The 15,770-nt window shown below is 60.8% G+C and carries 14 protein-coding genes; 8 read left to right on the plus strand and 6 right to left on the minus strand.

Annotation, left to right across the window (positions count from 1 at the left end):
- The first annotated feature begins 121 nt into the window (after positions 1–121).
- The 3 genes from AUK77_RS18205 (at position 122) to AUK77_RS18215 (ending at position 4,428) form a co-directional block, all read left to right on the plus strand.
- The gene (locus tag AUK77_RS18205) at positions 122–412 is read left to right on the plus strand and encodes a hypothetical protein (protein ID WP_296132650.1); all 291 of its coding nucleotides are present in this window, start codon (positions 122–124) and stop codon (positions 410–412) included.
- A gap of 183 nt (positions 413–595) precedes the next feature.
- On the plus strand, positions 596–2,845 hold the full coding sequence (locus AUK77_RS18210) for an EAL domain-containing protein (protein ID WP_296132653.1): 2,250 nt from the start codon (positions 596–598) through the stop codon (positions 2,843–2,845).
- On the plus strand, positions 2,842–4,428 hold the full coding sequence (locus AUK77_RS18215) for a PAS domain-containing methyl-accepting chemotaxis protein (RefSeq protein ID WP_296132654.1): 1,587 nt from the start codon (positions 2,842–2,844) through the stop codon (positions 4,426–4,428). Before AUK77_RS18210 ends, AUK77_RS18215 begins: the two co-directional genes overlap by 4 nt.
- A 36-nt stretch (positions 4,429–4,464) precedes the next feature.
- Here AUK77_RS18215 and AUK77_RS18220 read toward each other — a convergent pair whose 3' ends face one another.
- From AUK77_RS18220 to hemF, 3 genes are all read right to left on the minus strand, one after another.
- Complete coding sequence (locus tag AUK77_RS18220; RefSeq protein WP_296132656.1) at positions 4,465–5,091, minus strand: class I SAM-dependent methyltransferase; 627 nt, start codon at positions 5,089–5,091, stop codon at positions 4,465–4,467.
- Positions 5,092–5,097: 6 nt separating this feature from the next.
- Positions 5,098–5,922 carry a shikimate dehydrogenase gene (gene aroE, locus AUK77_RS18225; protein ID WP_296132658.1) on the minus strand — a complete coding sequence of 275 codons (825 nt, stop codon included), beginning with the start codon at positions 5,920–5,922 and terminating at the stop codon, positions 5,098–5,100.
- A 252-nt stretch (positions 5,923–6,174) separates the two neighbouring features.
- Entirely contained in the window at positions 6,175–7,092 is a 918-nt protein-coding gene (hemF, locus tag AUK77_RS18230; RefSeq protein WP_296132660.1) for an oxygen-dependent coproporphyrinogen oxidase, read from the minus strand.
- Positions 7,093–7,275: 183 nt separating this feature from the next.
- Here hemF and AUK77_RS18235 point away from each other — a divergent pair, with 183 nt between their 5' ends.
- Positions 7,276–8,253, plus strand: a complete 978-nt coding sequence (locus AUK77_RS18235; protein ID WP_296132662.1) for an NADPH:quinone reductase — start codon at positions 7,276–7,278, stop codon at positions 8,251–8,253.
- A gap of 233 nt (positions 8,254–8,486) precedes the next feature.
- Here the strand turns inward: AUK77_RS18235 and AUK77_RS18240 are convergent, their stop codons facing one another.
- The 3 genes from AUK77_RS18240 to AUK77_RS18250 all read right to left on the minus strand — a co-directional run bounded on the left by AUK77_RS18240 (position 8,487) and on the right by AUK77_RS18250 (position 11,353).
- On the minus strand, positions 8,487–9,044 hold the full coding sequence (locus AUK77_RS18240) for an L-threonylcarbamoyladenylate synthase (RefSeq protein ID WP_296132664.1): 558 nt from the start codon (positions 9,042–9,044) through the stop codon (positions 8,487–8,489).
- Between the two features lie 41 nt (positions 9,045–9,085).
- Complete coding sequence (dprA, locus tag AUK77_RS18245; protein WP_296132666.1) at positions 9,086–10,201, minus strand: DNA-processing protein DprA; 1,116 nt, start codon at positions 10,199–10,201, stop codon at positions 9,086–9,088.
- A 126-nt stretch (positions 10,202–10,327) separates the two neighbouring features.
- Positions 10,328–11,353: a LysM peptidoglycan-binding domain-containing protein gene (locus tag AUK77_RS18250; RefSeq protein WP_296132668.1), complete on the minus strand. Its 1,026-nt coding sequence runs from the start codon at positions 11,351–11,353 to the stop codon at positions 10,328–10,330.
- Positions 11,354–11,505: 152 nt separating this feature from the next.
- Here AUK77_RS18250 and def point away from each other — a divergent pair, with 152 nt between their 5' ends.
- The 4 genes from def (at position 11,506) to trkA (ending at position 15,762) form a co-directional block, all read left to right on the plus strand.
- Entirely contained in the window at positions 11,506–12,012 is a 507-nt protein-coding gene (gene def / locus AUK77_RS18255; RefSeq protein WP_090378757.1) for a peptide deformylase, read from the plus strand.
- Between the two features lie 96 nt (positions 12,013–12,108).
- The gene (fmt, locus tag AUK77_RS18260; protein ID WP_296132670.1) at positions 12,109–13,050 is read left to right on the plus strand and encodes a methionyl-tRNA formyltransferase; all 942 of its coding nucleotides are present in this window, start codon (positions 12,109–12,111) and stop codon (positions 13,048–13,050) included.
- Between the two features lie 13 nt (positions 13,051–13,063).
- The gene (rsmB, locus tag AUK77_RS18265; RefSeq protein ID WP_296132673.1) at positions 13,064–14,377 is read left to right on the plus strand and encodes a 16S rRNA (cytosine(967)-C(5))-methyltransferase RsmB; all 1,314 of its coding nucleotides are present in this window, start codon (positions 13,064–13,066) and stop codon (positions 14,375–14,377) included.
- Positions 14,378–14,388: 11 nt separating this feature from the next.
- Positions 14,389–15,762, plus strand: a complete 1,374-nt coding sequence (gene trkA / locus AUK77_RS18270) for a Trk system potassium transporter TrkA (RefSeq protein ID WP_296132675.1) — start codon at positions 14,389–14,391, stop codon at positions 15,760–15,762.
- Positions 15,763–15,770: the final 8 nt, after the last annotated feature.

The following is a 15,770-nucleotide window of genomic DNA, read 5'->3' on the forward strand; positions in this document are numbered from 1 at the left end:
TAAGCGGGTGATCTGAGCGTTTTTGATCGATTTGCCGCTTTTAAAATCGGCAGGGGCTGAAGTCAGCCAGAAATACACAACTACTTCAGACCATCCCTTAATGCTGTGACTAAAAACCACCATGCTCGACTTACCAATTTGTGTGCAGCTGATCAGCAGCGATCCACAGACCGCTGACAACGCCCATGATGCACTGTGTAAGGCTGGAATAAGCTGCCAGCTGTTGCACTCTGCTCGAGATTGCCAACATGCCCCGGCTTGCCGCTGGCTGCAACCGCTGCCCAACGAACTGCAAGTACGTCTCGCCCTCGAGAACGCCATCGACACCCTAGAGAAAACTCGCCACGCTTTTAAGTCCCGTGATCTCGCAGATCTGCGCCGACGCCTGCAAGAGCTGGCGCAGGCGTTGTAGAACAAAAGAAATTGAGGTAGAAGACTCTCGAGGTTTCACCACAGACCATAAGTTGGGTGAGAACTGGCTATGCCGGGCAGGACGAATGGGCCTGCAAGACAAAGCGTTAACCGCCTCCTCGCTGGAATTCAGCGGGGAGGCGGTTAACGCTTTTTTATTGCCTGTAATAAACAGGGACACGCAATGCATATGGATTACGAGCTGCAGGCGTTACTGCGCAATAGCGGCCTGGATCAAGCCGAAATAGCCACCCGCTTGAACTTCCTCGATTGGAGCCAGGCGGATGACCGGTGCCTGCAGGCAGCGCGCGTGGACTTCAGCGAAGCCCACCAACACTTTGTCGACAGGCTGTATCAGCACCTCGGCCAATTCAGCGGCCCAGCAGCGCTCTTGCAGGACGCCACCGTAACGGCACGACTCAAGCACAGCCAACTCAGTTATTACGAGCGCCTGTGGCAAGGCCCCCGCGATCTCGACTACGTGCGCGATCGCCTTCGCGTCGGCCTGGTGCATGACCAAGTGGGCTTGGAACTCAAATGGTACTTGGGCGGCTATCGGTTGTACCTCGACAGCCTGTTGCAAAACCTGTTTGGTACACAGCCGGCCAGTGCGCTGTATGCCAGCGTGCTTAAAGCCGTGTTCTTTGACATGACACTGACCATCGATGCATACAACAGTGCTCAGCGCCGTGCGCTGGAAAACAGCGAGGCACGTTACGCGCGCGCCCTGCGCGGTGCCAACGATGGGCTCTGGGACTGGCACGTTGAGCATGACCACTTATACCTCTCGGAGCGCTGGTCAAGCATGCTCGGCCTGGACCGCGATCAACTCGGCGAAGGCAAGGCAGGCTGGTTCGCCCGCGTGCATCCGGAAGACTTGCCGGGCCTGCGCCATGCCATCCAGCAACATCTCAATGGGCTAAGCGACTCCCTGCATCACCAGTACCGCATCCGCCACCGAGAAGGGCATTACCTGTGGGTACTGGTGCGCGGTGTGGTCTCGCGGGATGAGCGCGGCGAACAACGCCTAGCCGGCTCACAAAGTGATATCAGCGGGCAAAAGAACACCGAACAGCACCTCAAGCACACGGCCCGTCATGACCCACTGACGGGCCTGGGTAATCGCCTGCGTCTACAAGAGTTGCTGGAACAAGCTCAGCAGCGTCAGCAACGCCCAGGCGCTCGTGGTGCCGCTTTGCTGTTTATTGATCTCGACCGTTTCAAGCTGATCAATGACAGCCTCGGTCATGCGGTTGGTGATCAGGTACTCATTGAAATGACCCGGCGTTTAGGCAAATGCCTACGTCCCGGCGATCACTTGATCCGCTTTGGTGGCGACGAGTTTGTCGTGCTGCTTGATGATTTAGCCTGTGTGGATGATGCCGAGTACGTGGCTCAACGCATGCTCGATGATGTTTTAAAGCCACTCTGGGTGGCCGAACGCCAACTGTCGGTGAGTGCCAGTATCGGTATCGTCGACCTGACTGAAGCCCATATCGACAGCGACGTATTGCGCGCCGCCGACCTCGCGATGTACCGCGCCAAAGATGCCGGTAAAGCCCGCTTCGCCCGTTACAGCGCCGAACTCAACGTGCGCGCCGAACAGCGCTTGCAACTGGAAAGCGCGCTGGCGCTGGCCTTGGCAAAGGATGAATTCGAGCTTTATTACCAGCCGGTATGCTGCCTGGATGACGGCCATGCACATGTGACCGGCGTCGAGGCCCTTCTGCGCTGGCGGCATAACGGTCGCCTGATTTCGCCTCAGGAGTTTATTCCGGCACTGGAAGAGTCCCGACAAATCATCGCCGTTGGCGATTGGGTATTACTTCAAGCCTGCCTGCAGAGCAAGCGCTGGCAGGCTTTGCAGCCGGGATTGAGCTGCGCCGTCAACCTCTCCAGCCGACAGCTGTGCGAAGCCCAGTTCGCGCAACGGGTAACCCAGATACTGGCCTTTACCGGTCTTCCGGCCAGCAGCCTGATACTGGAAATTACGGAAAGTCAGCTCATGGAAGACAGTGCGCAAACCCTTGCCTGCCTGCGCGAACTGGCCAGCCTCGGGGTACGTCTGGCACTGGATGATTTTGGCACCGGCTATTCCTCTCTGGGCTATCTGACGCGCTTCCCGCTGCACATTCTCAAGGTCGACAAGAGCTTCATCATCGGGGTGGAGGACGGGGGCGAGTTGAGCACCATCAGCCGCGCGATCATCAAGCTCGGCCAGGGGCTCAACTTCGAAGTGATTGCAGAGGGCGTTGAGCAAGCCAGTCATCTGGACTTTCTGCGCGCACAAGGTTGCCGCTATGCCCAAGGCTATTTGCTCAGCTGCCCACAGCCGGTCAGCGTGCTTGATCAGCTGTTCCAGCAGCAACCCGTTTGCCTGCACAAGACCTCTACAACTACTGCCCTCAATAAGCATCTGCGGAGTCAACAATGAAGCTTAACCTCCCTGTCAGTGGACGCGCCGTCACAGTCGATCGTAACGCCAACATCCTCAGCACCACCGATCTCAAAGGTGCGGTTAGCTACGTCAACCCAGATTTTGTCGAGATCAGTGGCTTTAGTACCGCCGAGTTACTGGGCAAGAATCACAACATCGTGCGCCACCCCGACATGCCAACAGCCGCATTCGGGCACATGTGGAAAACCCTTAAAGCCGGTAAAAGCTGGATGGGCCTGGTCAAAAACCGCTGCAAAAACGGTGACCACTATTGGGTGAGTGCCTACGTCATCCCCGTTCAGCGCAACGGGCAGGTGGTGGAGTATCAGTCGGTGCGCACACAAGCCAGTGCCGAACAAATTAACGATGCAGAACGCCTTTATGCCAACCTAAACGCCGGACGCGATTTACACACATTAAAACCACCACGACTGACGGTGCAGTTGAAGCTACTGCTGTGGCTCAGTCTTACCTGGTGCGCTGCCCTGAGTGTGGCCACCACCGTCCTGGGCTTGACCCCAAGCGCCATATTGCTCGCTGCGCTGCTGGGCGTTGGCATCAGCAGCCTGCTGTTGAGCCGACACCTACTCCCCTTGCAACGTTTGGCGAATCGGGCCCGCCAGATTGGCGACAACCCTCTGAGCCAGACCCTGTATTGCGGCAGACGCGATGAATTTGGCCAGATCGAACTGGCCATGCGCATGCTCGAAGCCGATGCGGGCGCGGTGGTCGGACGCATCAGTGATGCCGCGCAGCAATTGGGCCTTCATACCACTGAACTGGCCGAACAACTGCAAAGCAGCCAGCGCAGTAACCAGCAACAACAGAGTGAAACCGAACAGGTGGCCACCGCCGTCAACCAAATGGCCGCCAGTGTTCAAGAGGTCGCGAGTAATGCCCAAAACAGCGCCACGGCAGCCAACCGTGCGGACAGCGAAACCTGTCAGGGGCAGCAATTGGTCAGCCATACCAGCAGCACCATCAGCCGATTGGCCGGGGAAGTTGAACAGGCCTCAGGCGTGATTCAACAACTGGAACAACACAGCAACGACATCTCCAGCGTACTGGAGGTGATTCGCGGCATCGCCGAGCAGACCAATCTGCTCGCCCTCAATGCGGCTATCGAAGCGGCGCGGGCCGGGGAACAGGGCAGGGGCTTTGCGGTGGTCGCTGACGAGGTGCGTGGCCTGGCCTCGCGCACGCAACAGTCCACCAGCGAAATACAGCGCATGATCACCACCCTGCAGAATGGCGCACGCGAAGCCGTGACGGTCATGCAGAACAGCAGCATGCAGGCACGCCAGAGCGTGATTCAGGCCAGTGAGGCCGCGCAGGCACTGCAAGACATTGGGCAACGCGTCAATGAAATCACCGACACCAGCGTGCAGATTGCGGCCGCCGTTGAGCAACAAAGCGCCGTTAGCGAGGAGATCAACCGTAACCTCACGCGTATCCGCGAAGCCTCGGAACTTAATGTGGTAGCGGGCCTGCAAAGCCAGGCGGCTGCCCGTCAGGTCGCCGGACTGAGTGCCAACCTGAGCCAGCTTGCTGAACAGTTCTGGGCCAGGCGCACTCAATAGGCAGCCTCTACGGCTGCATGCTCGGGCTCGGGAACCTTAGGGCTTACGCCACACGCTGGCCAGCCACGGCTGCTGCTCGCGGGGTAAGCCGGCCGGGCGGTAGTAATGCTCCAACTCACTGAAGCCGGCGGCGTTGAGCAGCCGGCGCCAGTTGGTCAGGTCGTAATAAGCGCCGTAGCGCTCGCCATTCCAGCCTTCCTGATTCTCACCGCGCGGGTTGGAGCTAAACAGCACGCCGCCGGGTTTGAGCGTGGCCCAGAGTTGCTGCAGCACCCTCGGCAGTTCCTGGCTGGGGATATGAAACAGCGAGGCGTTGGCAAACACGCCATCAAAGCGCTCAGGCGGTAGATCAAGGGCCAGGAAGTTCTGCTGCCAGGCTTCGCAGCCGCTGTCGGCGCGGGCCATTTCGACGAAACGCGGGCAACCGTCGAGACCTACGGCGGTATGGCCCATGGCGCTGAAGGTGCGCAGATCGCGTCCGGGGCCGCAGCCAAAATCGAGAATCTGCAAGGGTGCAGTCGCCTGAATATGGCTGAGCAGGGCGGCGATGTTTTGGCTGACATCATGCTCGCGCGTGCCGTCGCGGAAGTCTTCGGCGCAGTCCTGATAATGACGCAGGGTGAGTGCGCTGATCTGCGCCAGTTCGTCTGCAGGCAAGGGCATCGGTGTTTAGCCCTCGGCCAGCAAGCGACGCAACTCGGCCAGCACCGGCGCGCTGCCCGGCCGCACATCGCGCCACAGGGCAAAGGCTTCAGCGGCCTGCTCGACCAGCATGCCCAGGCCATCCAGAGTGCGCGCCGCGCCGTGCTCGGCGGCCCAGCGATTGAAGGCGGTCGGTTCCTTGCCGTACATCATGTCGTAGCACAGGGTATGGCCGGGCTGGATCAAGCTTGGCGCAATTGGCGGCAGTTCTCCGGCCAGGCTGGCCGAGGTGCCATTGATGATCAGGTCCACCGGGGCATCGATCCAGTCATACCCGCTGGCGACCACCGGGCCCAGATCGGCAAATTCACTGGCCAGTTTCTCGGCTTTTTCCACCGTGCGGTTGGCGATCACCAACGCCGCCGGTTGCTCGGCCAGCAGCGGCTCCAGCACCCCGCGCACCGCACCGCCCGCACCGAGTAAAAGGATGCGTTGGCCCTTGAGGGTCACGCTGGCATTCACCGTCAAATCACGTACCAGACCCGCGCCGTCGGTGTTGTCACCGAGCAGGCTGCCGTCGGCCAGCTTCTTCAGGGTGTTCACCGCACCCGCACGACGGGCGCGATCGGTCAGGCTGTCGGCCAGCGCGAACGCCTGCTCTTTGAACGGCACGGTGACGTTGGCCCCCAGCCCGTTGGCAAAGAACGCGCGGGCATATCCGGGGAAGTCATCCAGCGGCACGAGCAGGGCTTCATAGCTCAGTTGCTCGCCGGTTTGCTGGGCGAACAGGCGGTGAATCAGCGGTGATTTGCTGTGGCCAATGGGGTTGCCGAATACGCCGTAGCGGTCCATGAAAGATCCTTTCTAATTACAGAGTCACTGCCTAAGCCGAGCGTCCAAAACCGATGTAGCCCGGATGAAATCCGGGAGCGGTCGCTGGAACTCACCCCGGATTTCATCAGGGCTACGCTTTCAAAATTTGCCTTCAGCGCGTCGCGAGCGACGGTCAAGCAAGGCGAGAGCAGGCGAGGAAGCGGAGTTTACGAGCTGTAAATGAGCATTCCGAGCCTGCTATCAACGCAGCGTGGCCTCGCGCAGCAGCGATCAAGGCAAATTTGCGAGCCAATCGCGGTCAGTAAGGAAATATTCGGTCAACCGCGCCTCTTCGCTGCCCGGCTCGGGCTTCCAGTCGTAGCCCCAACGCACGTGCGGCGGCAGCGACATCAGGATCGACTCGGTGCGCCCGCCCGATTGCAGGCCGAACAGCGTGCCACGGTCGAACACCAGGTTGAACTCGACGTAACGACCCCGGCGGAAGGCCTGGAATTCGCGCTCGCGCTCGCCATACGGCGTCAGCTTGCGGCGCTGCACGATGGGCAGGTAGGCCTGGATATAGGCATCACCAATGGCGCGCATGAAGGCGAAGCTGGTGTCGAAGTCCCATTCATTGAGGTCATCGAAAAACAAGCCGCCAATGCCGCGCGGCTCGCCACGGTGCTTGAGGTGGAAGTAGCGGTCACACCAGGCTTTAAACTTCGGGTAGACCTCAGCACCGAACGGCGCGCAGGCGTCATGCGCCACTTGGTGCCAGAACACGCAGTCTTCTTCGTTGGCGTAATAGGGCGTGAGGTCGAAGCCACCGCCGAACCACCAGACCGGCTCATGGCCCTCTTTTTCCGCGCTGAAAAAGCGCACGTTGGCGTGAGAAGTCGGTACGTAGGGGTTTTCCGGGTGGATCACCAGGGATACGCCCAGCGCTTCAAAACCACGCCCGGCCAACTCCGGACGGTGGGCGCTGGCCGAGGGCGGCAGGCTGTCGCCGAACACATGGGAGAAGTTGACTCCGCCCTTTTCGATCAGCGCGCCATTCTCCATCACCCGCGTACGACCGCCGCCGCCACCCGGCCGCTGCCAGGCCTCCTCGAAGAACTCAGCACCGCCGTCTTCGGCTTGCAGGGCGTTGCAGATTCGGTCTTGCAGATCCAGCAGATAGGCTTTGACGGCCTCAGTACGGTCACTCACGGCGGCACCTTAAAAAGCGGGTAAGGCCAGGCGGCACAAGGCCGCGGGGAAAAATGGGCGGCCAGCATAACACCTGGCACCCCACGGCCGCAGTTGACGGCAGTCAATGCAGACGATTGGATAACGGCACCTTTGTGCCCATGCGGGCATCATCCAGACACTCAATCGCGGAAGACTCTGATAATGGCCATGCGTATCCAGTTCAGCCATCACGGCGGACCCGACGTTCTCGAATACACCGATTACAACCCCATCGCCCCAGGCCCTAATGAAGTGCGGGTGCAGAATCAGGCGATCGGCCTGAATTTTATCGACACCTATTTCCGCAGTGGCCTGTACCCGCCACCTGCGCTGCCATCCGGTTTGGGCACCGAAGGCGCGGGCATTGTTGAGGCGGTCGGCGCGGGTGTCAGCCATCTGCAGGTCGGTGACCGCGTGGCCTATGCCACCGGCCCGCTGGGCGCTTACAGCGATCTGCACGTACTGCCCGCCGACAAGTTGGTCAAACTGCCGGACGCGACCAGCTTCGAGCAGGCCGCCGCGGTAATGCTCAAAGGCCTGACGGTGCACTACCTGCTGCGCCAGACCTTTCCGCTAAAGGGCGGCGAAACCGTTTTGTTTCACGCCGCCGCCGGTGGGGTAGGCTCGCTGGCCTGTCAGTGGGCCAAAGCGCTTGGGGTCAAGCTGATCGGCACCGTCAGCTCGGCGGAAAAAGCCGCGCGGGCCAAAGAGCAGGGTGCCTGGGCGACCATCGATTACAGCCATGAGAACGTCGCCCAGCGCGTGCTGGAACTGACCGATGGCGCCAAGTGCCCGGTGGTGTACGACGGCGTCGGCAAGGACACCTGGGAAACCTCGCTGGACTGCGTCGCCCCGCGCGGCTTGCTGGTCAGCTTCGGCAATGCCTCGGGTGCGGTTACGGGCGTCAACTTAGGGATTCTGGCGCAGAAGGGCTCGCTCTTTGTCACCCGCCCAACGCTGGCCGGTTATGCCGATACGCCACAGCGCTTGCAGTGGATGGCCGATGAACTGTTCGCCATGATCACCAGCGGCCAGTTGCAGGTCGACATCAGCCAGCGCTTTGCCCTCAAGGATGCCGCCGCCGCACAAACTGCATTGAGCGCGCGACAAACCACTGGTTCGACCATTTTGCTGCCGTAAGAAAACGCAGGCTGGGCTTCGCGTCGCCGCTAAAGCGCCTCCCACAAAGGGTTGCCGGTCGATTTGTGTGTGCTGCCGCAATCGGTGGGAGGGGCTTTAGCCGCGACTAGGCCATTTGAATCGTGCAGTGGCGCAGCTAAACGCCTGCGCCACCGCTGTTGGACTTCGCTGCGCTCAACACCAACCTACGCAGAGTCGGTTGCCTGCCACGGGGTGGATGCCGGTCAATAGCGTCAGGACGCCCTGACCACATCACCGCTGATCAGGTCACGGATCAAACTGGGGTTCTTGCGCCCGCCCACGGAGCCACCGACGATCTGATCCAACTGGCCGGGGAAGTACTGCTGAAGGCGCAAACGGCTGCGCGCAGGTGGTCGGCCAGCCGGGTTGGCGGAGGTTGAAACCAGCGGCCCTGTCAGGCGACACAAGGCTCTCACGACAGGATGCGCACTGACGCGCAAGGCCACGCTGCTGTGCTCGCCACTGATCCATTCCGGCAGACGATTCTGATGCGGTACCAGCCAGGTATGCGGCCCAGGCCAACTGCCGGACAGGCGTGCGAGCCAAATCTCCGGCAAGTCCTCCAGCAGAAAGTCGAACTGATCGATGTCGGCGGCCACCAGAATCAAGCCCTTGTGCGCGGGCCTGTCCTTCAGCGCCAACACACGCTCAACCGCCTCATCGTTCCAAGGGTCACAGCCTAAGCCCCATACCGCTTCGGTCGGATAGGCAATCACCCCGCCATAGCGAACCACTTGCGCGGCCTGTTGCAGTTGCCAGTTGCTGACCATGACCTGCCCTCCGTTAGCGCCTGTCTGGCAGTGTATCCAAGCTAAGGCACGCGGCCCACCCAATGACCGCCTTCACAAACTACGCGCCCGTCCAACTCCAGCTCGGTGAGCGCTGCCAACACCTGCGCCAACGTCCAGCCACTGGCCGCGACCAAGGCTTCACTGCTGTGCGGCGCAGCGTGTAACAGCGCCAGCAGTGGATGGCTAAACAACTCGGGTTGCAGCGTCATCGCGGCGGGCGCCTGCACCTGCCAGCCACGCAAGGCTTGCAGCACGTCCTCGACCGTTTCCACCAGCGTGGCCCCTTCACGGATCAGCTGATGGCAGCCGCGCGCACCGGGATGGTGAATGGAACCGGGTATCGCATACACCTCGCGGCCCTGTTCTGCCGCAAGCCGCGCGGTGATCAGCGAACCGCTGGACGGGCTGGCCTCCACCACCAGCACGCCCAGCGACAGACCGCTGATAATGCGGTTGCGCCGAGGAAAGTTACCCGCCTGAGGCGGACATGCCAGTGGCAGCTCGGACACCAGCGCGCCCCCTTGCTGAGCAATTGCCGCCGCCAACGCTTTATGCCGCGCCGGATAAATGCACTGTAAACCGGTGCCCAGCACGGCCACGGTTTTACCCTTGGCATCCAGTGCGCCCTGATGAGCCGCACCATCAATGCCCAACGCCAACCCGCTGGTGATCACAAATCCGCCGCCCGCCAGGCTGTGGGCAAACCGTTGCGCGGTGTCCAACCCCGGACGCGACGCGCGGCGGCTGCCGACCATGGCCAATTGCGGCTGCTCCAGCAAACGTGGATCGCCCTCGATAAACAGCAACGGCGGGGCGTCATTCAATTCAGCCAACAAGCCGGGATAGATCGACTCGTCCCACATCAGCAGGTGATGGTTTTCTTCGTCCAGCCAAGCCAGGCTGCGCGCAGCACTGTCGCGGACCTCGGCGCTGCGCCGGGCGTCACTGCACACGGCTGGCAAACCCAGAGAACGCCATGCGCTGGCGGGTGCACTGAGGGCCGCGCAGGCAGTGTCAAAGGCGCTGAGCAGTTTACGAAAGCGTTTGGGGCCTAACTCCGGCAGGCTGTGCAAGCGCAGGCGCGCTTCCAACTCAGCGGGAGACACGGCAGGGGAAAAAGCAGGGGATTGCGCCATCCGAATCATCCTTGATCGGTTGCACCGCATGGGCGGCGGGGTTAACGCATGCGGCACAGCGACCCGCAAGCTAATGGGCAGAAATGCCATGCCAAAAAAAGCCCCGCAACGGCGGGGCTTGTGGTGTTACGGGTTACGCACTTTATCCATGATCGCCAGTGAGCGTGACGCCCCCAGCACCAGCCCATAACTGAGCTTGTCGTAGGTGCGGAAGACCATCAGCAGGCCTGCGCGCTCGTCCGGAATCTTCACCGATTCACCCGTGACGCGGTCACGCACGGTTTCACCAGTTTTGTAGATGGCCAGTACATTGCCTTCCTTCAAACCATCACGAGCACCTTTGTTGATGGTGACCACATCGAACTGGCCAATCTGCGTGACGCCGCGCGGCACATCCAAAATCACACCCTTGACCTCTTGCTCCGGCTCACTGGGCATAAAGGTCGAGTTGATGGGGCGCTCTTCAGTGGCGAACAGGCGGTCAGCCAAACGGACTTCCTGGGTCGAACGCGTCAGCATCATGGTGCCGACATCGCCCTCAACGGCGACGATCTCACCCGAGCCGATGTCGTCGGCGTTGATCCCGAGAAACTCTTTGGTTTCCGGGTCTAGGTAGGTTTTACCCTGACGGAAGATGCCGTAAGCCGGCGCAGCTTCATTAAATGCACCGCGAGCGTAGACACGATCGCCTGCACCGCTGACTACACGCTCGGCATTACCAGCCACGATATACGGGGCTTTCTGGAACTGCTCGGGGGTATCGACAATGCGGTTCACCAGCAGGAAGCTATTTATGGCCTCCAGCGGAATGGCCGGAATCGCCTCAGCCATCGGCGTGCTGCGCACCTGTGGCGACAGCTTGATAGTGCCGCGCGACTCGCCACGGTTAAGCATCAGACGCGGCTGGCCGTCGATGTAAACCAGGCTAAGCTGGTCACCAGGGTAAATCAGATGAGGATTTTCCACCTGTGGGTTGGCGTGCCAGATTTCCGGCCATTTCCACGGTTGGCTGAGAAACTTGCCGGAGATATCCCAGAGGGTATCGCCCCTGGCCACGGTGTAACGGTCTGGGTGACCGTCCTTGAGTTGCACGTCGGCATGGGCCAGGCCGCCTGCGGCAAGCAGCAGCAAGGCGAGTAGTGATTTCCTCATGCGGTGAATCCCTTTATTATGTGCCTTCACGTGGAGCGCCCTAGCGCCGCGACGAAACCCAGTCGTGCTGCGGCGTGAAGCCGTTTTTCAATGCTGCTCATCATCTTAGCAGCGGATTTTGACTTTATTCCACAAGTGCATCACAAACGCATATGGCGATCCTGAATATCCTTGAATTTCCCGATCCGCGCCTGCGCACCATCGCCAAGCCGGTGGACGTAGTCGATGACGCCTTGCGTCAGCTGATCGATGACATGTTTGAAACCATGTACGACGCGCCGGGTATCGGCCTCGCGGCGACCCAGGTCAACGTGCATAAACGCTTGGTGGTGATGGATCTGTCCGAAGACAAATCCGAGCCACGGGTGTTTATCAACCCCGAGTTCGAGCCACTGACTGACGAAATGGATCAGTATCAGGAAGGTTGCCTCTCGGTGCCGGGCTTCTACGAAAACGTCGACCGCCCGCAAAAGGTCAAGATCAAAGCGTTGGACCGAGATGGTCAGCCCTACGAACTGATCGCTGAAGGGTTGCTGGCGGTGTGCATTCAGCACGAATGCGATCACCTCAACGGCAAACTGTTTGTCGACTACCTGTCCAATCTCAAGCGCGACCGGATCAAGAAAAAGCTGGAAAAGCAGCACCGCCAGCAGGCTTGAGCCAAACCGAATACAGAGGCTTGCTGCGGCAAGCCTTTTCTTTTCTCGGCACTTTATTTATGACCCGGCCGCACGCCCTTACTTCAGCGAGAACCCATGTCTGAGCCTTTGCGTATTGTCTTTGCCGGCACCCCGGAATTCGCCGCCGAACACCTCAAAGCGCTGCTTGGCAGCTCACACCAGATTGTGGCCGTGTACAGCCAACCAGACCGTCCAGCTGGGCGCGGACAAAAGCTCACGCCCAGCCCGGTCAAGCTGTTGGCCATGCAACATGAAATCCCGGTATTGCAGCCACAAACCCTGCGTGACCCGGCCGCACAGGCTGAACTGGCCGCCCTCAAACCGGATTTGATGGTGGTAGTCGCGTACGGCCTGATTCTGCCGCAAGTGGTTCTGGATATTCCGCGCCTGGGCTGCATTAACAGTCACGCGTCCTTGTTACCACGCTGGCGCGGTGCCGCGCCGATTCAGCGCGCGGTGGAAGCAGGCGATGCTGAGTCCGGCGTTACCGTGATGCAGATGGAAGCCGGCCTGGACACGGGCCCGATGCTGCTGAAAGTCAGCACCGCCATTAGCGCCGACGACACCGGCGGCAGCCTGCATGATCGGCTGGCGACACTCGGCCCGCAGGCGGTAATCGAGGCGATTAGCGGTCTGGCTGACGGCACGCTCAAGGGCGAAGTTCAGGACGACAGCCTGGCCACCTACGCACACAAGCTAAACAAAGATGAAGCACGCCTGGATTGGAGCCGTCCGGCCATTGAGTTGGAGCGCCTGGTGCGGGCCTTTCATCCATGGCCGATGTGCCACAGCACGCTAAATGGTGACGCTATTAAAGTGCATGCCGCCGCATTGGGTGACGGGCAGGGTGCGCCGGGGCTCATTCTGGCTGCGGATAAATCCGGCCTGACCGTGGCCTGTGGTGACGGTGCACTGCGTCTGACCCGCCTGCAGTTGCCCGGCGGCAAGGCGCTGAATTTCAGTGACCTGTACAACAGCCGCCGCGAGCAGTTCGCCCCCGGCCTGGTGCTGTTGTGATGAGGGCCTGCCAATGAACCCGCGTCTCGCCGCCGCCCGCGCCCTGGCCGTGGTGCTGAACGGCAAAGCCTCGCTGGGCAGCAGCCTGCCGCCGTTGCTGGACAAGGTTGAGCAGCGCGATCGTGGTCTGGCTCAAGACCTAGCCTTTGGCACTGCGCGCTGGCAGCCACGTTTGGCCTTGATTGCCGACAAGCTGCTGCAAAAACCGTTCAAAGCCGCCGACCGCGATGTCGAGGCGTTGCTACTGATTGGCCTGTATCAGCTGTTCTACACGCGCATTCCGGCGCACGCCGCCATCGGCGAAACAGTCGCCTGCGTCGACAAGCTGAAAAAGCCCTCACTCAAAGGCCTGCTCAATGCCGTGCTGCGCAACGCCCAGCGCGACGGCGAGAGCATTATTGCCAGCCTCGAGCGTGACCCGGTGCTGCACACCGCCCACCCGCGCTGGCTGCAAAAACGCCTGAAGGCCGAATGGCCAGAGCAGTGGGAGGCCATCTGCGCGGCCAACAACGCCCACCCGCCATTGATTCTGCGGGTTAATCGTCGCCTAGGCAGCCGTGATGACTATTTAGCTGAACTGCGCCGCGTTGGTTTTGAAGCCGAACCCTGCACTTTTAGTCACGACGGTATCCGCCTGCTGCAGGCGTGCGATGTCACCACCCTGCCGGGCTTCGCTGAAGGCCGTGTCAGCGTGCAGGATGAAGCCGCGCAACTGGCCGCTGAATTGCTCGACCTTGCCCCCGGCCAACGGGTGCTCGATGCCTGCGCTGCGCCGGGCGGCAAAACCTGTCACCTGCTGGAAGCCGAACCGGGTTTGGCGGGCGTAGTGGCGGTGGATCTGGAAGAAAAACGTCTGGTACGGGTGCGCGAGAATCTCAAGCGCTTGGGCCTTACTGCCGAGCTAATCGCCGCCGATGGTCGCGACCTGGCCGCCTGGTGGGACGGCAAACCATTCCAGCGCATCCTGCTCGACGCCCCCTGCTCGGCCACCGGGGTGATTCGCCGTCACCCGGATATCAAACTGACTCGCCAGCCCGATGACATCCCCGCGCTGGCCAAGCTGCAGGGCGAACTGTTGGACAGCCTGTGGCAGACCCTGGAAGTCGGCGGCATTCTGCTCTATGCCACCTGCTCGGTGATGCCCGCAGAAAACAGCGACAACATTGCCGCCTTCCTGGCCCGCACGCCGGGGGCCCGTGAGCTGGATATAGCGGGCGCGTTCGGCATCAAGCCAGCCCATGGTCGCCAACTCTTCCCGCAAGTAGACGGCCACGATGGCTTCTACTATGCCAAGCTGATGAAAATCGCCGCTGCCCCGCGCGGCTGAGGACGTACTGCATGAAGATCATCATTCTCGGCGCTGGCCAGGTTGGCGGCACCTTGGCGGAACACCTGGCCAGCGAAGCCAACGACATCACCGTGGTCGACACCGACGGTGAGCGTTTACGCGCCCTCAGTGACCGGCTGGATATCCGCACCGTACAAGGACGCGGCTCATTCCCCACGGTGTTACGCCAGGCCGGTGCCGACGACGCCGACATGCTGGTGGCGGTGACCAACAGCGACGAAGTCAACATGATCGCCTGCCAGGTCGCCTACAGCCTGTTTCATACGCCGACCAAGATTGCCCGCGTACGCGAGGCCGCTTATCTGACGCGCAGCGGCTTGTTTAACAACGAATCGATCCCGGTCGATGTGTTGATCAGTCCCGAGCAGGTGGTGACCAACTACATCAAACGTCTGATCGAATACCCCGGCGCCCTGCAAGTCATCGACTTTGCCGAGGGCAAGGCTCAATTGGTGGCGGTAAAGGCTTATTACGGCGGCCCACTGGTCGGCCAGCAACTGCGGCAACTGCGTGAGCACATGCCCAATGTCGATACCCGCGTGGCGGCGATCTTCCGCCGCAATCGGGCGATCATGCCGCAGGGCGATACGGTGATCGAAGCCGATGACGAAGTGTTCTTTATCGCCGCCAAGGCGCATATCCGCGCGGTGATGAGCGAAATGCGCCGCATGGAAGACAGCTACAAAAAGGTGGTGATCGCCGGCGGCGGGCATATCGGTGAGCGCCTGGCTGAAGCCATCGAAAGCCGTTACCAAGTGAAGATCATTGAGATGAACCCGGCGCGTTGCCGCTACCTCTCGGAAACCCTCGACAGCACCATCGTGCTACAGGGCAGCGCCTCTGATCGCGACCTGCTGGTGGAAGAAAATATCAGCGACGCCGACATCTTCCTGGCCCTGACCAACGACGACGAAGCCAACATCATGTCCTCCTTGCTGGCCAAGCGCCTGGGTGCACGCAAGGTGATGACCATCATCAACAACCCGGCTTACGTCGATTTGGTGCAGGGTGGCGAGATCGACATTGCCATCAGCCCGCAGCTAGCCACCATCGGCACCCTGCTAACCCACGTGCGCCGTGGCGATATCGAAAGCGTGCACAGCCTGCGTCGAGGTGCCGCCGAGGCCATTGAGGCTATTGCCCACGGTGATGCCAAATCGAGCAAGGTGGTCGGCCGCGCCATCGAAGACATCGCTCTGCCACCGGGCACCACCATCGGCGCGATCATCCGCAACGATGAAGTGCTGATCGCTCACGACAATACTGTGATCGAGACCGGCGACCATGTGATCCTGTTCCTGGTCGACAAGAAATACATCCGCGATGCTGAGCGGCTGTTCCAGGTTGGCCTGACGTTCTTTTAGCCTTCATT

The organism is Pseudomonas sp. Ga0074129, from assembly GCA_001465025.1.
Classification (GTDB): Bacteria; Pseudomonadota; Gammaproteobacteria; order Pseudomonadales; family Pseudomonadaceae; genus Aquipseudomonas.